The organism is Jiangella ureilytica, assembly GCF_004348545.1.
Lineage (GTDB): Bacteria > Actinomycetota > Actinomycetes > Jiangellales > Jiangellaceae > Jiangella > Jiangella ureilytica.
The window spans coordinates 1-21,966 of record NZ_SMKL01000040.1 but is presented as its reverse complement, the minus strand read 5'-3'; the positions used below and the strand labels follow the sequence as shown (position 1 = coordinate 21,966).

General features: G+C 72.3%; 23 protein-coding genes and 1 tRNA gene. 11 read left to right on the top strand and 13 right to left on the bottom strand.

The genetic code is table 11. The features are described from left to right. Nucleotides 1–79 precede the first annotated feature (79 nt). Nucleotides 80–511 carry an OsmC family peroxiredoxin gene (locus E1212_RS17875; RefSeq protein ID WP_131984883.1) on the bottom strand — a complete coding sequence of 144 codons (432 nt, stop codon included), beginning with the start codon at nt 509–511 and terminating at the stop codon, nt 80–82. On the opposite strand from E1212_RS17875, the gene E1212_RS17870 reads away from it, so the two are divergent. Continuing rightward, nucleotides 510–1,019, top strand: a complete 510-nt coding sequence (locus E1212_RS17870; protein ID WP_131984881.1) for a globin — start codon at nt 510–512, stop codon at nt 1,017–1,019. The genes E1212_RS17875 and E1212_RS17870 overlap by 2 nt on opposite strands. A 10-nt stretch (nt 1,020–1,029) precedes the next feature. Here the strand turns inward: E1212_RS17870 and E1212_RS17865 are convergent, their stop codons facing one another. After that, a complete protein-coding gene (locus tag E1212_RS17865) occupies nt 1,030–1,650 on the bottom strand; it encodes a CGNR zinc finger domain-containing protein (protein WP_131984879.1) in 621 nt (206 codons plus the stop codon). A 123-nt stretch (nt 1,651–1,773) separates the two neighbouring features. On the opposite strand from E1212_RS17865, the gene E1212_RS17860 reads away from it, so the two are divergent. Continuing rightward, nucleotides 1,774–2,976: an MFS transporter gene (locus E1212_RS17860; protein ID WP_203416966.1), complete on the top strand. Its 1,203-nt coding sequence runs from the start codon at nt 1,774–1,776 to the stop codon at nt 2,974–2,976. A gap of 3 nt (nt 2,977–2,979) precedes the next feature. Here E1212_RS17860 and E1212_RS17855 read toward each other — a convergent pair whose 3' ends face one another. Continuing rightward, a complete protein-coding gene (locus E1212_RS17855) occupies nt 2,980–3,498 on the bottom strand; it encodes a mycothiol transferase (RefSeq protein WP_131984875.1) in 519 nt (172 codons plus the stop codon). Between the two features lie 39 nt (nt 3,499–3,537). On the opposite strand from E1212_RS17855, the gene E1212_RS30040 reads away from it, so the two are divergent. Genes E1212_RS30040 through E1212_RS17845 form a run of 3 tightly spaced genes read left to right on the top strand, consistent with a single transcriptional unit; the run spans nt 3,538 to nt 5,890 of the window. After that, nucleotides 3,538–3,711 carry a hypothetical protein gene (locus E1212_RS30040; protein ID WP_203416965.1) on the top strand — a complete coding sequence of 58 codons (174 nt, stop codon included), beginning with the start codon at nt 3,538–3,540 and terminating at the stop codon, nt 3,709–3,711. Nucleotides 3,712–3,732: 21 nt separating this feature from the next. Then, nucleotides 3,733–4,206, top strand: coding sequence for a hypothetical protein (locus E1212_RS17850; RefSeq protein WP_203416964.1), 474 nt, complete (start codon nt 3,733–3,735; stop codon nt 4,204–4,206). A 43-nt stretch (nt 4,207–4,249) separates the two neighbouring features. Continuing rightward, a complete protein-coding gene (locus tag E1212_RS17845) occupies nt 4,250–5,890 on the top strand; it encodes a glycoside hydrolase family 13 protein (protein WP_203416963.1) in 1,641 nt (546 codons plus the stop codon). A 405-nt stretch (nt 5,891–6,295) separates the two neighbouring features. On the opposite strand, the gene E1212_RS17840 is transcribed toward E1212_RS17845, so the two are convergent. The 7 genes from E1212_RS17840 to E1212_RS17810 form a co-directional block, all read right to left on the bottom strand. Next, nucleotides 6,296–6,940 carry a DUF8185 domain-containing protein gene (locus E1212_RS17840; protein WP_131984872.1) on the bottom strand — a complete coding sequence of 215 codons (645 nt, stop codon included), beginning with the start codon at nt 6,938–6,940 and terminating at the stop codon, nt 6,296–6,298. Continuing rightward, nucleotides 6,937–7,344 (bottom strand): acyl-CoA thioesterase, encoded by a 408-nt coding sequence (locus E1212_RS17835; RefSeq protein WP_131984870.1) that lies wholly within the window; start codon nt 7,342–7,344, stop codon nt 6,937–6,939. The genes E1212_RS17840 and E1212_RS17835 overlap by 4 nt, the downstream gene beginning before the upstream one ends. Continuing rightward, complete coding sequence (locus E1212_RS17830) at nt 7,341–7,793, bottom strand: acyl-CoA thioesterase (RefSeq protein ID WP_131984868.1); 453 nt, start codon at nt 7,791–7,793, stop codon at nt 7,341–7,343. The genes E1212_RS17835 and E1212_RS17830 overlap by 4 nt, the downstream gene beginning before the upstream one ends. 9 nt (nt 7,794–7,802) lie before the next feature. Continuing rightward, nucleotides 7,803–9,479: an energy-dependent translational throttle protein EttA gene (ettA, locus tag E1212_RS17825; protein ID WP_131984866.1), complete on the bottom strand. Its 1,677-nt coding sequence runs from the start codon at nt 9,477–9,479 to the stop codon at nt 7,803–7,805. A gap of 730 nt (nt 9,480–10,209) precedes the next feature. Beyond that, nucleotides 10,210–11,046, bottom strand: a complete 837-nt coding sequence (locus E1212_RS17820; protein WP_162605532.1) for a single-stranded DNA-binding protein — start codon at nt 11,044–11,046, stop codon at nt 10,210–10,212. Between the two features lie 745 nt (nt 11,047–11,791). Next, complete coding sequence (locus tag E1212_RS17815; protein ID WP_131984862.1) at nt 11,792–13,453, bottom strand: YfjP family GTPase; 1,662 nt, start codon at nt 13,451–13,453, stop codon at nt 11,792–11,794. 52 nt (nt 13,454–13,505) lie between these two features. Further along, nucleotides 13,506–15,143: a GTPase family protein gene (locus tag E1212_RS17810; protein WP_131984860.1), complete on the bottom strand. Its 1,638-nt coding sequence runs from the start codon at nt 15,141–15,143 to the stop codon at nt 13,506–13,508. A gap of 201 nt (nt 15,144–15,344) precedes the next feature. Between E1212_RS17810 and E1212_RS17805 the strand changes: the two genes are divergently transcribed. Genes E1212_RS17805 through E1212_RS17790 form a run of 4 tightly spaced genes read left to right on the top strand, consistent with a single transcriptional unit; the run spans nt 15,345 to nt 18,857 of the window. Then, on the top strand, nt 15,345–15,866 hold the full coding sequence (locus E1212_RS17805) for a YbhB/YbcL family Raf kinase inhibitor-like protein (protein WP_131984858.1): 522 nt from the start codon (nt 15,345–15,347) through the stop codon (nt 15,864–15,866). A gap of 44 nt (nt 15,867–15,910) precedes the next feature. Further along, a complete protein-coding gene (locus tag E1212_RS17800; protein ID WP_131984856.1) occupies nt 15,911–16,825 on the top strand; it encodes a class I SAM-dependent methyltransferase in 915 nt (304 codons plus the stop codon). 59 nt (nt 16,826–16,884) lie between these two features. After that, the gene (locus E1212_RS17795) at nt 16,885–17,559 is read left to right on the top strand and encodes a winged helix-turn-helix domain-containing protein (protein ID WP_131984854.1); all 675 of its coding nucleotides are present in this window, start codon (nt 16,885–16,887) and stop codon (nt 17,557–17,559) included. Between the two features lie 20 nt (nt 17,560–17,579). Next, on the top strand, nt 17,580–18,857 hold the full coding sequence (locus tag E1212_RS17790) for an MFS transporter (RefSeq protein ID WP_131984852.1): 1,278 nt from the start codon (nt 17,580–17,582) through the stop codon (nt 18,855–18,857). Here the strand turns inward: E1212_RS17790 and E1212_RS17785 are convergent. Then, entirely contained in the window at nt 18,841–19,578 is a 738-nt protein-coding gene (locus E1212_RS17785; RefSeq protein WP_131984850.1) for an NUDIX hydrolase, read from the bottom strand. The genes E1212_RS17790 and E1212_RS17785 overlap by 17 nt on opposite strands. Before the next feature lie 40 nt (nt 19,579–19,618). On the opposite strand from E1212_RS17785, the gene E1212_RS17780 reads away from it, so the two are divergent. Further along, nucleotides 19,619–20,161, top strand: coding sequence for a YbaK/EbsC family protein (locus E1212_RS17780; protein WP_131984930.1), 543 nt, complete (start codon nt 19,619–19,621; stop codon nt 20,159–20,161). A 30-nt stretch (nt 20,162–20,191) separates the two neighbouring features. After that, nucleotides 20,192–20,265: transfer RNA gene (locus tag E1212_RS17775), tRNA-Arg, on the top strand. Between the two features lie 72 nt (nt 20,266–20,337). Here the strand turns inward: E1212_RS17775 and E1212_RS31150 are convergent. Both E1212_RS31150 and E1212_RS17765 read right to left on the bottom strand, forming a co-directional pair. Next, complete coding sequence (locus E1212_RS31150) at nt 20,338–20,481, bottom strand: hypothetical protein (protein ID WP_238992392.1); 144 nt, start codon at nt 20,479–20,481, stop codon at nt 20,338–20,340. An 898-nt stretch (nt 20,482–21,379) separates the two neighbouring features. Continuing rightward, nucleotides 21,380–21,966, bottom strand: a 587-nt coding sequence (locus E1212_RS17765) for a transposase (protein ID WP_238992391.1), incomplete at its 5' end; no start/stop codon positions are given.

Genomic DNA, 21,966 nt, shown 5'->3' with positions numbered 1-21,966 from the left:
TCCGGCCGAACGACGACGGCGGCAGCTTCCGCAACCCCGTGGGGACGGAAGGCTGCCGCCGTCGTCGATGACGAGTGGATCAGGCGTCGGCGAGCGCCGCGTCGAGCGTGATCGTCGTGCCGGTGAGCGCCTTGCTGACCGGGCAGTTGGCCTTGGCGTCCTCGGCGGCGGCCACGAAGTCCTCCTTGGACATGCCCGGCACCACGCCGCGCACCGTGATCTTGATGCCGGTGATGCCCTCACCCGGCTGGAACGTCACGTCCGCCGAGGTCTCCAGCGATGTGGGCGGCGTGCCCGCCTTCGCCAGGCCGTTGGAGAACGCCATCGAGAAGCAGGACGAGTGCGCGGCAGCGATGAGCTCCTCGGGCGACGTCTTGCCGCCCGGCGTCTCCGTGCGCGCGGCCCACGTGACGTCGTAGGTGCCCAGCCCCGACGAGTCGAGCGTGACGCGGCCGGCCCCCTCGAACAGCGAGCCTTCCCAGCGCGTGGTGGCGGTACGGGTGGTTGCCATGAACGTGTCCTCCCATGCGACGTGTGTGCGACCGCCGACCATCCTTCCCTGTCCGGTCCGGCGGCGTGTGGTCAGGGGCACTTTGCATCTCGGGTCGTTCCGCGACGACGATGGTGACGTGACCACGCGCCTGGACAACTTCTACGACGCCGTCGGCGGGCACGAGACGTTCGTGAAGCTCGTGCACCGCTTCTACGAGGGCGTCGCCACCGACCCGCTGTTGAAGCCGATGTATCCCGAAGAGGACCTCGGCCCGGCGGAGCAGCGGCTGCTGATGTTCCTCGAGCAGTACTGGGGCGGCCCGACGACCTACTCCGACCAGCGCGGACACCCCCGGCTGCGCATGCGCCACGCCCCGTTCAAGGTCGGCCCGGCCGCGCGGGACGCGTGGCTGCGGCACATGCGCGTGGCTGTGGACGAGCTCGGCCTGCCGCCGATCTACCGCGACACGCTGTGGGACTACCTCGAGCGGGCCGCCCACTCCATGCTCAACACCTTCGAGGACTGACGGCGTCGGCTCACTCCGCGGCGGACGTCCGGCTCGGGTCGCGGTGGCGCCGGGCGGCGCGGTAGCGGCGCATCCTGGCGCTTGCGCCGCAGGTGTCGTCGCTGCACCAGCGCCGGTTGTGGTTCTTGGTCCGGTCGAGGTAGATCCACCGGCAGTTCGCGGTCGAGCACTCGGCGAGACGGGTCAGGTCCGCCGAACCGAGAAGGCCGACGATCTGTGCGGCGATCGGCCACAGAACGCTGTCCGGCTCGGCTGACGATGCCGGCCACGACCATCCGTAGACGGACTCCCGGGTGAGCCGCGCCCGGGCGAGCGCGGCGACGTAGGCGTCGTGAATCGCTACCAGGTGAGCCTCCTCCGGCGCGTGTCCGGCGAGTTCGGCGCGGACCACCGCGTCGAGGTCCGCGCGAAGTCGTCGTGCGGCTGCCAGTACGGCAGCGGCCGCACCGGGCTCGGTCTCCGCGACCGCTCGCAGCAATCCTGCGTGCTCATGGGTGAGCAACCCGGCCTGCTCGGTCCAGGCGACCAGGTCCGGGTAGCCGGGGAGGAGCTCCTCGAGCGCAGGCGCGAAACCGCCGACCGTGTTGACGAAGTCGACGGCCGGGTGGCCGCCGATCAGCTTGAACGTCATCCGCCGACCGCCCTGTGTGCAGTGTTATGGGCAATCACCAGGTTTGAGCGTAACAGACCCGGGTAACCGTGACGAGCGAGAGGTGGTTTCGACCGTAACGGGTGCGCGACGATCGGAGGAGTCGTGACGGCTTCGGTCAGGGCCGCGTATGCCGGGTTCGCCGCCTTCGGCGCTCTGTGGGGCGTGTGGGGCGCTCTGCTGCCCTCGGTGCGTGAGCAGGCCGGGCTCAGCCACGGTCAGCTGGGTACGGCGCTGCTGTTCATCGGCGCGGGGGCGCTGCCCGCGATGCTGCTCACCGGGCCGGCCGTGGACCGGTGGGAACATCGCGTCACGGCACTGCTGCAGGTCGCCCTGGGCGGCACCGGGGTCGTCGTCGCCGTCACGGGCCACGGGTTCGTCAGCCTCTGCGTCGGACTGGGCCTTCTCGGCGCGGTGTCCGGCGCCGCCGACGTCGCGAACAACGCGGCGGCCGCCTCGGCCGAGCAGGCGTCGGGCCACCCGGTGATCGCCCGGGCGCACGGCGTGTTCTCCGCCAGCGTCGTGGTGACCAGCCTGATCGGCGGTGCTCTCCGCGGCGTTGATGCGGCGGTGGCCGTGCCGTTCCTGCTGGCAACCGCGGCGGGCGGCGCGGCCGGCCTCATCACGCTCGCCGCTACTCGCACGTTCGCCGCCGCTGGCGTGCGCGGGCTCCAACCGGCCCCGCGTCCGCGGACCCGGCGACGGCCCCTCAGCACGCTGCGGCTGCTGCCACTGCTCGTTGCCGGCGGCCTGGTGGCGCTGGCCTTCGCCGTGGAGAACGCGCACCAGAGCTGGAGCGCGGTCTATCTGGGCGACGTCCTGTCCGCCGGGCCCGCGGTCGCGGCCGCCGGGCCGGCGGTCTTCGCCGGTGTCGTCGCGCTGGCGCGGTTCGCCGTCGCCACTCTGACCCACCGGCACGCGCTCGCCGTGCTGATCGCCGGCGCCCTGACCGCCGCCCTGGGCACGGCCGTCGTCGCCGCGGCCGCCAACGTCGCGATCGCCCTGACCGGGCTGGGTCTGGCCGCCGCAGGGACCGCCGTGCTGCAGCCCACCGTGCTCGGGCTGGTCGCGCGCCGGGTCGACGAGACGGCCAGGGGCAGGGCGACCGCCGTCGTCACCACCGTCGCGTACCTCGGATTCCTCGCCGGCCCCGTCTACGTCGGGCAGTGGGCGGGTGCCGTCGGCCTGCCCGGGGCGATGCTCGCGGTCGCCGCCGTCGCCGTCGTTCTGGCGCTGCTGACCTGGCCGGCAGTGCGGCTGATCACCCGGACGCCCGCCGCGGAGGTCGAGCCGGTGGGCCGGCGCTGAGCCTCAGCTGACTCCCCGGCGGGTCACGATGCCGCGCACGAACGCGGCCTGGCCGGCGTGCTGGAGGTTGTCGCCCACCACGCTGACCAGCCGCACGCCCATGGTCACCGGCGGGTCGTACCGATCGTCGACGACGCGGCCGAGCGTCTCGTCGTCGAGCTCACGCAGGAAGCCCTCGGTCATCTCGTGCGTCGCGTGGTGGTAATCGATCAGCAGCCCGGGGTCGTCGACCTTCACCGCGGCGACGTCCGCGCTGCCGTGCCCGTAGCCGGTGGCCTCGTCGGGAAACGGCAGCCCGAACCGGTCGCTCCAGGGCCCCGAGGTCCACACCTGGTCGATCCCGGCGACGTGCGCCACGTGGTCGTCCTGGATGCGGGTCAGATGCCAGACCAGCCAGGCGATCGAGTTGGCGTCCGGGTCGACGCGGTAGGCGAGCTGGCTCGGGGTGAGCCCGTCGACCGCCGCGTTGACGCGGTCGCGGATTCGGCCGAAGGCATCGATCAGCAGGTGTGGACCGTGCACGTGCACCACTCCTCAGCGCCGGCGTTAGCGTGAACCGCCATGACACCACATCCGCTGCTGGCCGTGTTGCTCGACGCCGTGGCCGGCCGGTTCCCGGCGGTCGACGGAGCGGTCGGCGTGCTGCCGCCGCTGGCAGCTGGAGTGCGCGACGGCGTTCACCGGGCATGCGGTCGTGAGCACGGCACTGCCTGCGGCAGATGTGCCGGCCCGTGAGTGGACGGGTACGGCGCTGCGATGGCGCCGGACTTCCTGCGCCGGCTCGCCGGGCCACAGGGCTGGATCGGCGAACTGGACCTGCTGCTGGTGGCGGCCGGGACGGGTCCAGTCGGCCTCGAAGGCGACCACAGCGGGAGTGGCACCTCCCCCGTCATCGCTGCCCGCACGGATCTGGAGGGACACGACCGGGTGCGTCGAGCGCGGTCACTGCGGCTGGACGTGCGGGTCTACGGCGACGAGCGCGGGCTGGTCACGCTCGGGCGCGGGGTGGCGGGACGGCGCGAGCTGAGCGTCGAGGTACCGGACGGCGCTCAGGGGCGGGGCCACGGGCGAACGCTGCTGGCCGACGCGCTGCGGCTGGTGCCGGCCGGGGAGCCGGTGTTCGCCGCCGTCACGCCCGGGAACGCCCCGGTCGCTGCGCGCCTTCCTGGCCTGCGGGTTCGTACCATCGGCAGCGAGGTGCTGCCGCGCCCGGCCAGAGCCGCGGTGTGAACCTTTCGCCCTGGCCGGGTGCGCTGTTCTAGGCTGGTGTCTCGTGACTCAGGCATACCGTGACTGGTGGAGAGACGCCGTCATCTACCAGGTGTACATCCGGTCCTTCGCCGACGGCAACGGCGACGGCGAGGGCGACGTCGCCGGCATCCGCGAGCGGCTCCCGTACCTCCGCGACCTCGGCATCGACGCGCTGTGGATCAACCCGTGGTACCCGTCGCCCCTGAACGACGGCGGCTACGACGTCGCCGACTTCCGCGACATCGACCCGCGGTTCGGCGACCTCGCACAGGCGAAGGCGCTGCTCGACGAGGCGCACGGGCTCGGCCTGAAGGTGCTGCTCGACATCGTGCCGAACCACAGCTCGTGGGACCACCAGTGGTTCAAGGAGGCGCTGGCCGCCGGCCCGGGCTCGCCCGAGCGGGCCCGCTACATCTTCCGCGACGGCCGCGGGCCCGACGGCAGTGAGCCGCCGAACAACTGGCGCAGCGTCTTCGGCGGGCCGGCCTGGGAGCGGGTCACCGAGGCCGACGGCACGCCGGGCCAGTGGTACTTCCACATCTTCGACGTCTCGCAGCCCGACTTCGACTGGAACAACGCCGAGGTCCGCGCCGACTTCCTCGACATCCTGCGGTTCTGGTTCGACCTCGGTGTCGACGGGTTCCGCATCGACGTCGCGCACGGCATGGACAAGAACATGGACGGTCCGGACCTGCCCTACGACAAGTCCGGGTTGCTCGATCGGCCGAGCATCGCCGACCACCCCTTCTTCGACCGCGACGGCGTCCACGACATCTACCGCGGCTGGCGCGAGGTCGCCGACTCCTACGACCCGCCCAAGCTGTACGTCGCCGAGGCGTGGGTCGAGCCGGCCGAGCGGCTGGCCCGCTACCTGCGCGACGACGAGCTGCACAGCGCGTTCAACTTCGACTACCTCAAGTCCGCGTGGACGGCCGCCGAGCTGCGCCGTTCCATCGACGACTCCGTGACGGTGCTCGCCTCGGTCGGCGCGCCGGCCACCTGGGTCCTCGAGAACCACGACGTCGAGCGGGTGGTCACCCGCTACGGCCGCGAGGTGACGGCGGCCGGGGCCGGGCATGCGGGCCGGGTCAGCGGTGCGGTCGACGTCGAGCTCGGGACACGGCGCGCCCGGGCGGCGGCGCTGCTCATGCTGGCGCTGCCCGGCGGCGCGTACGTCTACCAGGGCCAGGAGCTCGGACTGCCCGAGGTGCTCGACCTGCCCGAGGAGTCGCTGCAGGACCCGGTGTGGGAGCGCTCCGGCCGCACCGAGCGCGGCCGCGACGGCTGCCGGGTGCCGCTCCCCTGGGCCGTCGCCGGGACGTCGTACGGGTTCGGGTCGGGCGGCTCCTGGCTGCCGCAGCCGGCGGGCTGGGGCGCGCGGTCGGTCGAGGCGGAGTCCGCCGACCCGTCGTCCATGCTCTCGCTCTACCGCGACGCCCTCCGCCTGCGCCGGTCCATCCCGTCGGTCGAGCCGCTGGCGTGGATCGACGAGACGACCGAGGACATGCTGGCGTTCCAGCGCGGCCGCGGGTTCGCCTGCGTGGTCAACCTGGGCGCGACGCCGGCAACGCTCCCGGCACACCGCGAGGTCATCCTGGCCAGCGGTCCGCTCGACGCGGACGGCCGGCTGCCCTCCGACACCGCCGTCTGGCTGGCTCTCTGAGTCGTCCGCTCGGCCCGCATCGGCGAGGGCGTCACCCACCGCGCTGCGGGGGTGACGCCCTCGCCGCGTTCCCACTCGCTCGCGGCCCTCGCCGCGTTGCGATTCGCTCGCGGTCCTCGCCGCTCCGCTGCGGCAGCCTCACCCATCGTCGCTCGGTCCCCGCCGCGGGGACATCGCCCTCGCCGCATTCCCACTTGCGCTCTCACGCCCCCGTGGCCCGTGGCCCGCGTCCCGCGGCGCCCTCACCCATCGTCGTTCGGCTCCGTCGCCGCCTGGCAGACGCGCACCTACCCTTGTTGATCATGGAGAAGGTAACGTCCAGGTGGCTCGGAGTCCGACCTTCTCCATGATCGACTTCGGCCGGGGCGGCTGCCCGCTGCATCGGCACGGGCCCGAGCGCGCGGGTCAGAGGGCGAAGAGGGCCAGGCCGGTGCGGGCGATGACCGAGCCGTTCGGCGCGTCCAGCCGCCACCAGGCGCCGGCCGTGCGCAACGCGACCTCGGCACCGTCGGGCCCGCTGAGGAAGCCGTACGACGACGCAGCGTGGGCGAGCCGCAGCGGCATGCCGGCCGCTAGCTCGCGGTCCCAGATCTCGGTCGCCAGGCCCTCCAGGGCGGCCCGGCCGGCCCGCAGCGACTTGCCGTCGGCGACGCCGACGGCACGGGTGCGGAACTCCTCGACGCCGCGGTCGACGTCGGCGACGACGGCGGTCAGCGGGAGGCGAGCGAGCTCCGTCCAGCCGGAGCGCGGCGGGAGGCTGCTGGCCCAGCGCAGCGCTGGCAGCGCCGGCGGCAGTTCGAACTGCCCGGCCGCGCCGACCGCCCGCGCGGCGAGGTTGCCGGCCTCGACGACGACGTCGAACTCGGCGGGCTCGGCGAGCGCGATGGCACGCAGGGCGAGCGCGTCGAACGGGGTCTCGGCGAAGCAGCCGGCGACCGTCCCGTGGGCGAGGATGCGCAGCACGGAGTCGGGCTCGTACTTGGCCACCCGGCGGGCGAACGTCGCGAGGTCGCCCGCGGCGCCCGGATGGGCGGGAACGAACGACGTCACGACGACGGCTCGAGGTAGCGCTCGAGGACCTCGCGCTCCAGCGGGCTGACGGGGCGCGGCGTGTTCGCGCGGACGTCGAAGGCGACCAGCACGCCGGTGGCCCGCGCATACAGCGAGGTGTCGTCCTTGACCTCGTAGGCGACCTCGAACGACGTCGTGCCGATGCGGGTGACCCACACCTCGACCTGCAGTGGCTCGGTGCGGAACGGGACCGGCGCGAGGTAGTCGACGCTCTGGTGGACGACGACGGAGCCCTCGTGCGGCGCGTCGCCCGACGACGTGAGCTGCCGGTGCGCGAAGTCGACCCGCGCCTCCTGCAGGTACTCGGCGAAGGTCACGTTGTTGACGTGGCCGAACGCGTCGAGGTCGTCGAAGCGGACCGAGCACTCGTAGATGTGCCTCACGCCGCCGCCTTCCCGGGCTCCGGACCGTCGAGCTCGAGGAACGACTCGAGCACGAGCCGCTCCTCGTGGGCGACGCGGCGCGGGTGCGCGTCCTCGAGGTCATACGGCACCAGCACCGACGAGGCGACGGCGTACACCGTCCGAGCGCCGTCGCCGTCGATGTCGAGCACCTCGTAGCCGAGGTGGAACGACGAGTTGCCGACGCGCCGCACCCACGTCTCGACGCGGACCGGCTCGGCCCGGTAGTGCAGCGGCGCGTGGTAGCTGATCTCGTGCCGCGCCACGACGACGCCCTCGGCCAGCTGCTCCGCCCCCTGTTTGGGCGCGTGGACGAACAGCATGTCGACTCGCGCCTCCTGTAGATAGCGCAGGTAGACGACGTTGTTGACATGGCCGTAGGCGTCCATGTCGGCCCAGCGCAGGGGCACGTGAGTCACGTGGCGCGGCACCCAGGGTCCCTAGTCGCGGCTGAGCTTGCGGTAGGTGACCCGATGCGGCCGGGCGGCGTCGGCCCCGAGGCGCTCGATCTTGTTCTTCTCGTAGCTCTCGAAGTTGCCCTCGAACCAGAACCACTTGGCCGGGTCGTCCTCGTCGCCTTCCCACGCCAGGATGTGCGTGGCGACGCGGTCGAGGAACCACCGGTCGTGCGACGTGATGACGGCGCAGCCGGGGAACTCGAGCAGCGCGTTCTCGAGCGACTGCAGCGTCTCGACGTCGAGGTCGTTGGTCGGCTCGTCGAGCAGGATCAGGTTGCCGCCCTGCTTGAGCGTGAGCGCGAGGTTCAGCCGGTTCCGCTCGCCGCCGGACAGCACGCCGGCCGGCTTCTGCTGGTCCGGGCCCTTGAACCCGAACGCCGACACGTACGCGCGGCTCGGCATCTCGACCTGGCCGACCTTGATGTGGTCGAGCTCGTCGGACACGACCTGCCAGACGTTCTTCTTCGGGTCGATGCCGCCGCGCGACTGGTCGACGTACGACAACCGGACGGTGTCACCGATGCGGAACTCTCCCGCGTCGGGCTGCTCCTGGCCGACGATCATCTTGAACAGCGTCGTCTTACCGACACCGTTGGGGCCGATGACACCGACGATGCCGTTGCGCGGCAGCGTGAACGACAGGTCGCGCATGAGGGTGCGGTCGCCGAAGCCCTTGGTGACGCCGTTCGCCTCGACGACGAGGTTGCCCAGGCGCGGGCCCGGCGGGATCTGGATCTCTTCGAAGTCGAGCTTGCGGGTCTTCTCGGCCTCGGACGCCATCTCTTCGTACCGCTCGAGGCGGGCGCGCTGCTTGGTCTGCCGGCCCTTGGCGTTGGAGCGGACCCATTCGAGCTCTTCGCGCAGGCGGCGCTGGCGCTTGGCGTCCTTCTGACCCTCGACCTTGAGCCGCGCTTCCTTCGTCTCGAGGTAGGTCGTGTAGTTGCCCTCGTAGCCGTGGACGCGGCCGCGGTCGACCTCGGCGATCCACTGCGCGACGTGGTCGAGGAAGTACCGGTCGTGGGTGACGGCGATGACCGCACCGGGGTACTTCTCGAGGTGCTGCTCCAGCCACAGCACGCTCTCGGCGTCGAGGTGGTTGGTGGGCTCGTCGAGCAGCAGCAGGTCGGGCTGCTGCAGCAGCAGCTTGCACAGCGCGACCCGGCGGCGCTCACCACCGGACAGCACCTTCACGTCGGCGTCGGGCGGCGGGCAGCGCAGCGCGTCCATGGCCTGCTCGACCTGGGAGTCCAGCTCCCACGCGTTGCGGTGGTCGAGCTGCTCCTGCAGCTTCCCCATCTCTTCGAGCAGCTCGTCGGAGTAGTCGACGGCCATCTTCTCGGTGATCTCGTTGAACCGGTTGAGCAGGTCGAGAGTCTCGGCCACGCCCTCCTGGACGTTGCCGAGCACCGTCTTGTCCTCGTTGAGGGCCGGCTCCTGCGCGAGGTACCCGACCGTCGCACCGGGCGCCAGTTGGGCGTCACCGTTGGACGGCTGGTCGAGCCCCGCCATGATCTTGAGGATGCTCGACTTACCGGCGCCGTTCGGGCCGACCACGCCGATCTTCGCTCCGGGGAGGAAGTACAGAGTGACGTCGTCGAGGATGACCTTGTCACCGTGCGCCTTGCGCGCCTTACGCATGGAGTAAATGAATTCCGCCATAACGAGTCCAAGAGTACGGCCTCGCCCCCTCCACGGACGACTGCGTCCCCCTCTCTGGGACCGTCCGGACGGATCCGCCCATCGCTGCTGATGGGAGTGGTCTCGTCCGATGACCCGCCCGACGCCGGACGGCGCCTGTTCCCCCTGGTCAGCGGGTGGGCCTCGCCGCGGAGCGCGGCACGAGCTCCGCGGCGAGAGATCTCGGCCGGCTGCGCCGACGCATGCAGCACCGCACGGCGCAGCTCGGCATGGTGAGACGCGGCGCCCCACGTGCGCAGCCGGATCAGGCGGCGGCACTGCTCTTTCCCGTCCCGTCCCGGCTGGGGCCGGTGCGACGCCGCCACCCGACACGGCACGGCACGACGAGTCGTCGGCTGACACGGCCCGGGGGTCAGGCCAGCGCCCCACCCTTCACCGGCCGCCCGGGCCGAGACGGGGCGCCACCCGACACGGCACGGCGCGGCACGACGGGTCGCCGGCCGACACGGCACGACACGGCACGACGGGTCGCCGGCCGACACGGCCCGGAGGTCAGCCCAGCGCCCCATCCTTCCCCGCCGGCCGGGGCCGGTACGGGCCCACCACCCGACACAGCACGACACGGCGCGACGCGGTCGCCGGACGGCACGGCACGGGGGTCAGGCCAGCGCCCCACCCTCCCCGGCCGCCCAGGGCCGGAACGGGGCCCACCCGACACGGCACGACGGATCGCCGGCCGACACGGCCGGGGTCAGACGGGCGCCTCGGCCTTCTCACGCCTGCTGCGGGTGGTGGTACGCGTGCGGGTGGTCACGTTGGCGAGCGGCTCGGCCGGCGCGTCGTTGCCGCGCCGCTCGCCAGTGGCGCGCGTGCGATCGGCGCCACCCAAGCTTTCCCCGGCCGCGGGTGAGCTCCCGCCGTCCGCCGGCGCCGGTCCGTGCTCCGCGCGCAGCTCGCCGCCGGGCTGGCCGTTTCCGCCGGGCAGGGTGATCCCGACCCTGTTCCCGCCGGGCAGACCGTTCCCGCCGGGCAGGCCGTTCCCGCCGGGCATCCCGTTCCCGCCGGACGGGCCGCTCCCGACCCCGTTGCCGCCGGGCATCCCGTTGCCGATGCCGGCGTAGGGGTCGCTGCTCGGGTTGGCGCCGCCGAGGGCGTCGGCACCATAGGCGTACATCTCGCGGACGGTCTCGACAGCGTCGTCCTCGTCGGGGATGAGCGGCGGCCTGGTCACCTTGGTGAACGTCGACGTGCCGCGGTAGAGGTCGTGGCCGAGGCTGCGCGCCGTGATCTCCGGCGACACTCGCGCGGCCTCGTTCTTGTCGCGCCACTCGCGGTTCTTCAGCCGGCCGTAGACCACCACCGGATCGCCCTTGTGCAGCGACGCCGCGATGTTGTCGGCAAGGGGCGAGCGCCAGCAGTACACGGTGTAGAACGACGTGTCGTCGTCGACCCAGGACCGTGTTCGGGCGTCGTAACGGGCGTTGTTGCACGCAAGCCGGAAGTGGGCGAACGCGTCGCCGTTCTTGTTCCGGTCCAGCTTGGGTTCGGTCGCGACGTTGCCGACGACCGTGATGTTGACCTCGCTCATGTGGCGTCTCCTGTGCTCGTACCCGATGAGGTTGACGAACACGAGATTTCCGCCCGGCGCGGCCGCTCGAAAGCCCGATTCCACGAAATGTGGACAACTCCGCGAAGTCATGAAGCCTGTGGAAACCCAACGTCCCGCGGGTTGCGATACGACAGCGTCAGCGCGCCGGCGGCGGCACGGCCATGACCTCCGGCGCGCGGAAGGCGTCGACCCGACGGTGGAGCGGCTGCGGCGCCGCGGCGACGCGGCGACGGCCGCGAACGACTGACGTCACCCCGTCCGGGTGCACCTCACCCGCGAAAGCGCCGCATCCGGCCGCGGGCGACCCACGTCACCCGGTCCGGTGCACCTCACCCGCGAAATGGCCGCATCCGGCCGCGATCCAGCCGCGATCCCGCCGCCATCCAGCCGCGATCCCGCCGCGATCCCGCCGCCATCCAGCCGCGATCCCGCCGCCATCCAGCCGCGATCCCGCCGCCATCCGGCCTCCACGCGAGTGAGGTGGCCTCCGGGTGAGTAAGGGTTCCAGGCACCGCCGGCGGCGCGGCCGTCCGGGGGCCGTCCGCGCCAGGGAGTGGGGCTGCGTCCCCTGGCGCGCGGAAGGCGTCGACCCGGCCTCTGAACCGACGCAGGAGTTGATCTTGGAGCAACTGCGCAGTCACGGGGCAAGATGTCCGGTTGATTCCGCAGTTTCTCCAAGATCAACGCGGGAGGGAGGCTGACGGCGGGGCCGGAGCCCACGAGATCAGGAGCGGGCGCGGTCCAGAGCCGTCTTGAAGGCGCGGTACTTGCTCAGCTCGGCGTCGACCGGGTCGACGACGACCTCGCCCGCGACACCGTCGATCAGGTCGCGCAGCTGGCCGCGGACCCGCTCCTCCTGCCGCCGGCTCCCCCGTCTGGCCGCCCACAGTCCGGCCACTCCGAGCAGCACGCCCAGCACCAGCCCGCCGGCCAGCAGCACCGTCGGCACCGGGATCCCGCCCACCGACGGCTCCGCTACGTCGAACCGCAGGAACGACGTCCCCGCCAGCGCGAGCAGCCACAGGACCCCAGCGGCCGCCGTCAGCAGGGACAGCCACTGCAGCGCGTTGAACAGCCGCCACCACCGCGGCCGCGTGGAGATCCCGAAATCGGTCCCCGCGACCCGGCGGTCCAGCTCGTCCGAGAGCCGCTCGCCCGACGACGTCGCCACCGAGCGAACCGCGTCGCGCCAGGCGGCCGGCAGCGTCCCCGCCGCGGCGTCGCCGTACGCGCGCACCGCCGCGTCCGACCGTGACCGCTGCACCGGCGTCGTCACCGGCAGGGTGATCCGCGCACCGGACTCCGCACCCACGGCACCAGGACCCGAACCGCCCGGCAGCAGCGACGACGAGCGCACCTTCACGCCCAGTTTCGCCAGCGGGTCGCGCCGCAGCCGCCCGAGCCACCGGGTCACCGGCCAGCCGGTCGCCGCGCGCGCCCGCTGCAGGTAGGACCGTCCGGCCGCCGTCGCCACGACGTCGGCTCCCGACGCCTCCGCCACCGCCGATGCCAGCCGACGCCGCTCGTCGGCGCCGACGGTCCCCGGAGCCCCGTCACCCACCGCCGACGCCACGAGCTCGGCCGTCATCCGGATGTCGGCCTCGATGCGCTCGTCGACGGCGCGGCGCTTGGTGACGGCGGTGCGGATGAGGTCGACCAGCGTGTCGACGCCGTCGCCGGTCGCGGCCGACAGCGCGACCACCGGGACCTCGTCGAGCCCGTCGTCGTCGAGCAGGCCGCGCAGATCGGTGACGCACTCGACGACGTCGGCCCTGGTCAGCCGGTCGATCTGGTTGAGCACGATGACGGTGACCGCCTGGTGGGACGCCAGCGGCCGCAGGTAGCGCTCGTGCAGCGCGGCGTCGGCGTACTTCTGCGGATCGAGGATCCACACGAACAGGTCGACCATCTCGACGAGCCGGTCGACGGTGTCGCGGTGCGTTCTCTGGGTGGAGTCGTGGTCGGGCAGGTCGAGGAGAACCAGGCCGTCGAGTTCGTCGCCCTCGCCGGAGTCGAGGACGCTCTCACGCGCGACGCGGTGCCGCGGCGGCACCTGGAGCCAGTCCAGCAGCGGGATGACTCCCTGGGTGCCCCACACGATGGCGAGCGGGTCCGACGTCGTCGGGCGGCGGACGCCGACGACCGAGACCTCCATGCCCGCGATGCGGTTGAACAGCGTCGACTTCCCGCTCCCCGTGGCGCCGGCCAGCGCGACGACGGTGTGCTCGACCGAGAGCTGCCGCCGTTCGCCGGCGCGGTCGACCACGACCTGCACCGTCTCGGCCAGGTCCGGTGGCAGCCGCTTGCCGCCGACGGCGACGGCCTCCTGCAGCGCGGTCACCCGCTCCGGCAGCGTGATGCGGTCGCGGCGGGACCACCTCCTCATGCGTGGTCCTCCGTGGCTCGCTCCACCCTCGCGTGTGCGGCCCGAAGCGGGCTCATGCGTGGTCCTCCCGGGCCTGCTCGACGGTGACGAGTGCGGCACGCAGCGCGTCGCCCGCGCCCGCCTCGACAGGTAGCCCCCCGAGCCGATCCGTGAACCGTACCGCCTCCGTGCGCAGCAGCTCCTCGACCCGCTGCGACAGGTCGGCGCGCGCCCGCGCGGCCAGCCGGCGCACGGCCTCGTCGCCGAAGAACGCCTCGAGCAGCCGCTGCCCGACGACGGCGGTGCCGCCGGCCACGCCGACCTCGGCGCCGGTCAGCCCGGCGGTCGACGCGAACACGACGATCATGAGCGCGAGCCCGAGCCCGTTGACGCCGAACGACAGCAGCCGTGCGTTGAACCGCTTGTCGGCACCCTCGGACCGGACCATCGCCAGGACCGCGTCTTGCCATTCGCGGACGGTCCGGGCGCTGCGTTCTGGGAGATCACTCGCGGTGCGAGTGAGGTCGTCGCCGGCCAGGAGGGCCCGGCCGGCCGCGGAGTCGCGCCACTTGCCGTCGGCCTTCTCGGCGGCGCGGTTGGCCTCTTCGACGATCATGGCGGCGAGACCGTGCTCGATCGCCTCGCCGACGGCGGCGGCGGGCTGCGGGCGGCCGCGCAGGAACGCCGTCACCCTGTCGCGCACCCGGCCGACCTTGGCCTCGAGGGAGCGCATGAAGTCGCCGGTCCCGACGAAGTCCTGCCAGCGCGCGAGCACCTCGCCGCGCAGCATGCTGCCGTCGGCGGACGCGTCGTCGATGCGCTTGACCGCCTTGCCGTAGACGTGCGTGATCTCCGCCCGCAGCCGCTCGAGCACCTCGACCTGGTGGTCGGCGGCGTCGGCGAGCTTCGGGATCTGCCGCAGCGTGCCGCTGATGGCGCCGTCGAGCGTGCGTCGCACGATCTCGTTGCGCGCGGACTCGTCGGCCGCCAGCCCGTCGAGCCAGGCCCGCACCGACGCGACGGCGTCCTCGGGCAGCAGGCCGGTGTCGTCGGGCGCCGTCTCCTCGACCACCAGCAGCGGCGCGTCGCTCAGGCCGTGCTGGGCGAGCATGGCGGCGAGGTGGCCGCGGACCTCGCTGACGGCGTCGGGCGCGACCCGGTCGAGGACGACGGCGACGGCGGCCTGCCGGTCGGCGGCGGCGCGGAGGAAGTCCCACGGGACGGCGTCGGAGTAGCGGGCCGCCGTGGTGACGAACAGCCAGAGGTCGGCGGCCGCGAGCAGCTGCGCGGCGAGCGTGCGGTTCTCGGTGACGACGGAGTCGACGTCGGGCGCGTCGAGGATCGCCACACCGGCCGGCAGACCGTCGTCGGCGACCAGCCGCAGCGCACCGCCGGCCTGGTCGTGGATGGCGACCCGCGGCAGGTCGGGCAGGATGCGCAGCTCGTCGAACCAGCCGACGTCGTCGGGGTGGTGGACGAGGACCGGCGAGCGGGTCGTGGGCCGCAGCACGCCGGCGTCGCTGACCTTGCGCCGCACGAGCGAGTTCACGAGCGTGGACTTGCCCGCCCCCGTCGACCCGCCGACGACGGCGAGCAGCGGCGCGTCGAGCTGGTCGAGGCGCGGCAGGATGTAGTCGTCGAGTTGTGCGAGCATGTCGCGGCGCGTCTGGCGAGCATCGTCGGCGTCGCTGACGTCCAGCGGATACTGCACCCCGGAGAGACGGCCGCGAAGAGCGGCGAGAGCACCATGAATGCTCATCTCAGCGGTATCCACTGGCGAATCTTGCACTCTCGCACCGCCCCTGGCCAAGAGTGATGGCGGCATTGATGCCAATCGTTCACATGGCGAGTCACACCGCGGAGTCGATGGACTAACGTCGGCCGTGCCGGATCGCCTGCCACGGAGGACTCGATGTCGCTGGAACGTCCCATCCCGCCGGACCCCTACGCCCTGCTCCCCGCCGTCGGCTCCATGACGCTGACCAGCGACGACGTCAGTGACGGCGAGCAGCTCGCGAAGGACTTCATCTCCACGGACGCCGGCGGGTCGAACCTCTCGCCGCAGCTGTCGTGGTCCGGCGCGCCCGACGGCACCCGCAGTTACGCCGTCACGTGCTTCGATCCCGACGCGCCGACGCCGAGTGGGTTCTGGCACTGGGTCGTCGTCGACCTCCCGGCCACGGCGACCTCGCTGGCCCGTGGTGCGGGCCTGCCCTACCCGGCGTTCGCCGTCCGCAACGACGCCGGCACGACGGAGTACTTCGGCGCCGCGCCGCCCCAGGGCGACATGCCGCACCGGTACTTCTTCGTCGTCCACGCCGTCGACGTCGAGACGCTGGGGGTCGACGGCGACGCCTCGCCCGCCGTCGTCTCGTTCAACCTCGCGTTGCACACACTGGCGCGCGGCCTGGTGGTGCCGGTCTACTCGCACTGAATATCGCGTTGAGGACTGCCGCGGCCGGTTCCTAGGCTGCAACGGTGATCCATCAGCATCCGCTCGCGTACCTGCTGGGGCTCGAGGGCGTCGCGCTGCTGCGCGCGTTCGCCGGCCGGCACGACGAGGCGTTCGTGGCCGACCGGCTGGCCGAGATCCGCTCGCTGCTCGACCGCGCCGGCGAGCTGGGACCCGGCGGCTCGGCCATGGAGCTGACATCCGCCGAGGCGTACGGCTCGTGGGCCGCGGGCTACGACCGGCCGGGCAACCAGCTGCTCGACATCGAAGGCCCGCTGGTCAGGGCGCAGCTCGACGGAGTCCCGGTGGGGGTCGCGCTGGACGCGGCCTGCGGGACCGGGCGGCACGCGGCGCATCTGGCGGAGCTCGGGCACACGGTGATCGGCGTGGACAGCTCGCCGGAGATGCTGGCGCTCGCCCGGGCCAAGGTGCCGGCGGGCCGGTTCCTGCTGGGCGAGCTGGCGTCGCTGCCGGTGCCGGACGCGACGGTGGACGTCGTGGTGTGCGCGCTGGCGCTGGCGCACGTGCCCGACCTGCGCCCCGTGTTCGCCGAGTTCGCCCGCGTGCTGCGCCCGGGCGGGTCGCTGGTGGTATCGGACCCGCGGGGCCGGCTGGGCGACACCGGCCTCCCGATCGTGGTCGCCGGGCCGGACGGGTCGCCCGGCTACCTGGCCAACCGCAGCCGGCTGGCCAGCGAGTACCTGGCCGCCGCGCTGCCGCTGGGCTTCGAGGTCCGGCACTGCGAGGAGCCCATGCGGCCCTCACCCTTCGTCGACGGCGACGGCCTTCCGCCGGGGGCGGCCGGGCCGCCTCCGCCGCCGTCGCCGCCGGGCACGCCGCCGAACATCTGGTCGCTGCACCCGCTCATCCCCGACGCCGCCAACGCCGCCTACGAGGGCAGCCCCATGGCGATCGTCTGGCGGTTTCAGCTCGCGTCGTAGCACGGGCCCGGATTGCAGAAACCCTTTGCAAAATCCGTTTGCGGTTTTAGTCTGGCTCCATGCCAGATCCCCACGCGTGGCCGCCGCCGTGGTTCGATCCGGACCGCCACGACCTGCTGACCCCGCTGAACGTGCGCGCTCTGTCCCACCCGGTCCGGCTCACCCTGCTCCGGCTGCTGCGCGAGGACGGTCCGCAGACGGCTTCCCGGCTGGGCGAGCGCATCGGCCAGTCCAGCGGAGTCAGCAGCTATCACCTGCGGATCATGGCGACCGCCGGGCTCGTCGTCGAGGACCCGTCGCTGGGCAACCGGCGCGACCGCTGGTGGCGGGCCGCCCACGAGGCGACGACGTTCTCCTTCCGGGTTCCCGGGCAGGCCGGCGACGTCGAACAGATAGAACTGGCCGAGCAGTACCTGCGCACGGTGACCCAGGTCGCCTACGAGCGCGTGCTGTCCTGGATCGGCACGCTGGTCGAGCGCCGGGACGAGCTCGCCACGCTCCCGTGGCAGCTGGGCGAGGCCTCGCTGAGCCTCACGCACACGGAGGCCAGGGAGCTGTCCGGGCAGATCCTCGCCCTCGTCGCCCGGTACCGCCGCGACCAGGCCGATCGGGCGCGCGGGCCGGGGGGACCGGACGAAGTGGAGCCGCCGGACGGGCCGCGGCGGGAGCGGGCGGTGTTCCAGTTCCAGCTGCTGCCCGACCCGCATCCCGGCGGTGAGAGGCCCGTTCCGTGAACCAGGCGGAGGAGCGGTCGGTGAGCCTGGCGCCGTCGACGGCCGAGGCGACGACGCGGCGCCGCCGGCTGCCGCTCGCCGCAATGCTGACGGCCTACCTGATCTCGACGACCTGCACCGCTGTGTCCGCGATCGCCATCCCGTGGCTGGTGCTCGGCACGACCGGCAGCGCCACCCGGACCGGACTGGTCGTCCTCGCCGAGATGGCCCCGTACGTCGCGATGCAGGCGATGGGCGGACCCTGGGTCGAGCGCTTCGGCCCGCGCCGAGCCAGCTGGCTGGCCAACCTGCTCGCCGGGTTGTTGTTGCTGGCCGTGCCGGCGCTGTTCGTGGCCGGCCGACTCGGTTACGGCGCGCTCGTCGCCGTGGTGTGCGCGGTCGGGGCCCTGCGCGGCCTGGCCGACTGCGGCAGCGCACCGCTGGTTCCGCGCACCGCGGCGCTGAGCCGGACACCGCTGGAACGCGCGGCCGGCCTGCACGCGTCGGCCAGCCAGGCCGGCGCCCTGCTCGGCGCGCCGCTGGCCGCGGTGCTGCTGACCCTGATGTCCGCGCCGCTGGTCCTGCTGGCCAGCGCCGGCGGGTTCGTGGTGGCGTCGGCGCTGGTCGGGCTGCTGGTTCCGGTCACCGTCGGCGCCGGATCCGATGCCGCCGAGCCCTACCTGCGCCGGATCGCCACCGGCGTCGCGTTCCTCGCCCGGGACCCCGTGTTGCGCGCCCTGGTGGTCGTGATCGCCGCCACGAACACGCTCAGCGCCGGCTTCTTGAGCGTGCTGCTCCCGTCGTGGGTGCGCCACAACGAGCTGCCGGTGGCCGCCGTGGGCGCCGTCGCGGCCGCCTCCGGGCTGGGCTCGCTGGCGGGCAGCCTGGTCGGGGCGTGGGTGGCGCCGCGGGTGAATCGGTGGCTGGTCTTCGCCGTGGGACTCCTGGTCGGCGGATCACCCCTGTTCGCGAGTCTCGCCCTCAGCGACACCGTGCTGCCCGTCGTGGTGGCCGCGGGCTTGTGCGGTCTGGCGGGAGGCGGCGTCAACCCGGTCATCGGCGCGGTGCAGTACGAGCGGATCCCGGCCGACATGCAGCCCCGGGTGCTGGGCGCGGTCAAGGCGTTCGCCTGGACCGGCATCCCGCTGGGACCGGTCATGGTGGGTGCGCTCACCGACCAGGCGGGCGTCCAGGCAGCGCTCGCGGTCGCCGCGGCCGCCACATTCCTGCTGACGCTCGGGCCGTTCGTCGTCCCGGCCTTCCGGCTGATGAACGACCGGCAGCCCGCGCCGGGCGGGGGTCCTAGCCGGCCCCGATGACGTCGTAGTCGAGCCGGACCACCCAGCGCACACTGCCGCCGTCGTCGCCGCCGTCCTCCCTGGGCTCGACGGTGCCGCTCGCGTCGCGAGGTGGCCCGACGGTGACCTCCTCGCCCCGCTGCTCGAGGAAGGCCGCCCGGACGACCTCGACCGGGTCATCGCCGTGGGCGAGCAGCCCGCCGGCGGTGGCGCCGTCGGCCCGGTGTCCGAAGGCCGCGACGCGTAGCTCGACCCGGACGCCGTCGGCGATCGGCGGGTTCGGCCCGACCCGCGCGACCGGCACGCCGTCGCCGTCGTTCATGGCCATGCCGATCGCGACGAGAGGGACGGCGTCGAGGCTGGAGAGCTTGTCGAGCGGGACCCACTCGGCGAGGTCGCTGGTGCCGCCGACCTCGTGCGTCAGCTCGCCGCCGGTGACGTGGCCGCGGTAGACGATGCGCACGGCATGCACGTCGACGCCGTCGTACCCCTCGGGCACGTGCCGATCACTCTCGAAGTGCTGCACGTCGATGCCGAGGAGCGCGTCGAGCTCGCCGACGTAGCCGGTCTCCTCGAACAGCTCGCGCAGGGCGCCCTGCTGCGGGTTCTCGCCCGGGTCGAGGCCGCCGCCGGCCAGCGACCACTGCGGTCCGTCGTAGCCGATCCAACGGGAGAGCAGGACCCGCTCGTCGTCGACGCAGATGACATAGGCGGAGACGCGCAGGCGTGGGAAGAGGGCCACGAAGACGGGACCGTAGCATCGAGGGGTGACAACGCCGAAGATCGGCCGGCTCGAGACGGAGCCGGCGCTGTCCCGTCCCGACCTGCTCGCGGGGCCGGTGAAATCCGCACTGGAGGGGTCCTCGTCGGCTGCGTCGGTGTACGTGGCACCGATCGACGCGTCGCTGGCCGACACCGCCGCCTTCTGTGCTGCTTACGACGTGTCGTTGTCGGAGTCGGCGAACTGTGTCGTCGTGGCCGGCAAGCGCGAGGGCGTCTCGTACGTGGCCGCCTGCATGGTGCTGGCGACGACACGCGCCGACGTCAACGGAGTGGTACGCCGGATCCTGGGGGTGCGGAAGGCGTCGTTCCTGCCGATGTCGGAGGCGGTGTCGGCGACCGGCATGGAGTACGGCGGCATCACGCCTCTGGGGCTGCCCTCGGACTGGCCGATCCTGGTCGACCCCGCCGTCGCCGCGCTACCCTTCGCGGTGGTCGGCAGCGGTGTGCGCGGATCCAAACTGACGGTTCCGGGCGCGGTCCTCGCTGCCTGGCCGGGCGCACGGGTGGTGGACGGCCTCGGCCGGCCCGTGCAGGAGGGCTGATCTTTCGGTCACAATGTCCGTGTCCGCCATGCGCCTGTAGCTCAGTCGGATAGAGCAGGAGCCTTCTAAGCTCTTGGTCGGGGGTTCGAGTCCCTCCAGGCGCGCCCAGCTCAGAGCACATCTCGATCATGGACACCTCCTCTCGGGTCGGCGGTTGGTCGGTACGTGGTCGGTAACTAGGCGGCTTCCGGTCGTCGGGACCGGCCGTCGCGAGCGGTGCGAGCCTTCGTGTTCATCCGCTTGGCCACGTCGCTGAGGTCGTCGGGGAACAGGCTGGCGTAGTGGCGCAGCGTCGTCGCGGCGTCCTCGTGTCCCAGCATCTGGGCGACGGCGACGACCGAGGCCCCGGCATCGATGGCGAGGCTGGCCGCGGTGTCGCGCAGGTTGTGCGGCGCGATCGGCTTGATCTTCGCCGCCCGAGGCCCGGCGTGAGGGCGCTGGGTGTGCGTACTGGCGTGAGGCCCTGGCCGGGCGGATGATTCGACAGATGCCGCTCGTCGGACCCACTCCGGGATCTATCGGCTCGCTCGTCCTTACGGGGATGGGTGCGTTGGCGATGCTGTCGGCGTGTGCCGATCCGAAATCGAGTGACGCAATACCGGGTGACGCAACGTCGCATGCCCCCGCAGTGGACCGTGCTCCCGCTGTGTGGCACCTGCAGTCAGATCAGCGGCTCACGGCCTCATCCACCGGCTTCACGGCGCTCGTCTCGCGTCTCGCATGCAACAGCGGAGTAACCGGTGACGTGTTGTCACCCGAGGTCGAGATCGCGGATTCCGAGATCGTCGTCACCTTCCAGGTGGAGCCTGAGAACCCCGGAGCAGCGGACTGCCAAGGCAACGCATGGGTCGCTTATGAAGTCACTTTGAACGAACCGATTGGGGATCGAGCGCTGATCGACGGCCAATGCCTACCCGGCAGGGCGGCCGAGCAGACCACTTTTGCGATCCGGAACGTAGCCGATGGACTCCCTGAGCGACATGAGCAGGAGTCACCCTCGTCTGCTGGGTACGCCATCGTTGCGGCTAAGGCGGGTACCTCCGCGAGCGATGAGCAACCACGCCATGGGCGAATGTTGAGGCTGGCAGTCAGCGAATCGTCAGCAGAGTCACCACCACCAGGCGACAGCGGGCGACATCGTCCGATCAAGTGGGTCAAGTGGGTGACGTCCCGCGGAGTGGTGGAGTTGGTCAACACCGTGCGGGTCAGTGGGTTAGATCATGCCGTCATGAGCTCGGGTTTGGCCACCACCTCTTCTGTCGTGGGCGGGGTGAGTAGTGCCATGGAGGTCTCGGAGAGATAGCGACGCTCGGCGGCGACCTGCCACTCGTCGTGCGCTTCGACCAGGACAGCGCCGGCGAGTCGGAGCAGCGCGGCGGGGTTGGGGAACACCCCGACGACGTCGGTGCGGCGTTTGACCTCCTTGTTCAGTCGTTCCAGCGGGTTGGTCGACCAGACCTTTTTCCAGTGCGCGACCGGGAACGCCGCGAACGCGAGGAGATCGTCGCCGGCGTCGCGGAGCATCTGTTCGACCTTGGGCAGTTGCCGGCCGAGCATGGTGGCGATGACGTCGAACTGCTCGTGCACGTGCTCGGCGTCGGGCTGGGCGAAGATGGTGCGGATCGCCGCGGCCACCATCTCGGCGTTGCCCTTGGGCACCTGGGCCAGCACGTTGCGTAGGAAGTGCACCCGGCAGACTCCCACTGTCAACCTGCGCGCGATTCGATCTTCTGAACCTGCGCAGCATTGGCGGCCGCGCGGCCTGTTCGCCGGCGGCTGAAGAAGGGCGCTGGTCAGCCCGTGGT

Excerpts from the sequence above, each read along its gene's own strand:
- E1212_RS17870 (WP_131984881.1), top strand. The coding sequence starts at position 510 with ATGAACGTGTCCTCCCATGCGACGTGTGTGCGACCGCCGACCATCCTT.
- E1212_RS17875 (WP_131984883.1), bottom strand. The coding sequence starts at position 511 with ATGGCAACCACCCGTACCGCCACCACGCGCTGGGAAGGCTCGCTGTTC.
- E1212_RS17865 (WP_131984879.1), bottom strand. The coding sequence starts at position 1,650 with ATGACGTTCAAGCTGATCGGCGGCCACCCGGCCGTCGACTTCGTCAAC.
- E1212_RS30040 (WP_203416965.1), top strand. The coding sequence starts at position 3,538 with ATGACACCACATCCGCTGCTGGCCGTGTTGCTCGACGCCGTGGCCGGC.
- E1212_RS17850 (WP_203416964.1), top strand. The coding sequence starts at position 3,733 with ATGGCGCCGGACTTCCTGCGCCGGCTCGCCGGGCCACAGGGCTGGATC.
- ettA (WP_131984866.1), bottom strand. The coding sequence starts at position 9,479 with ATGGCGGAATTCATTTACTCCATGCGTAAGGCGCGCAAGGCGCACGGT.
- E1212_RS17820 (WP_162605532.1), bottom strand. The coding sequence starts at position 11,046 with ATGAGCGAGGTCAACATCACGGTCGTCGGCAACGTCGCGACCGAACCC.
- E1212_RS17815 (WP_131984862.1), bottom strand. The coding sequence starts at position 13,453 with ATGAGGAGGTGGTCCCGCCGCGACCGCATCACGCTGCCGGAGCGGGTG.
- E1212_RS17805 (WP_131984858.1), top strand. The coding sequence starts at position 15,345 with ATGTCGCTGGAACGTCCCATCCCGCCGGACCCCTACGCCCTGCTCCCC.
- E1212_RS17795 (WP_131984854.1), top strand. The coding sequence starts at position 16,885 with ATGCCAGATCCCCACGCGTGGCCGCCGCCGTGGTTCGATCCGGACCGC.
- E1212_RS31150 (WP_238992392.1), bottom strand. The coding sequence starts at position 20,481 with ATGCTGGGACACGAGGACGCCGCGACGACGCTGCGCCACTACGCCAGC.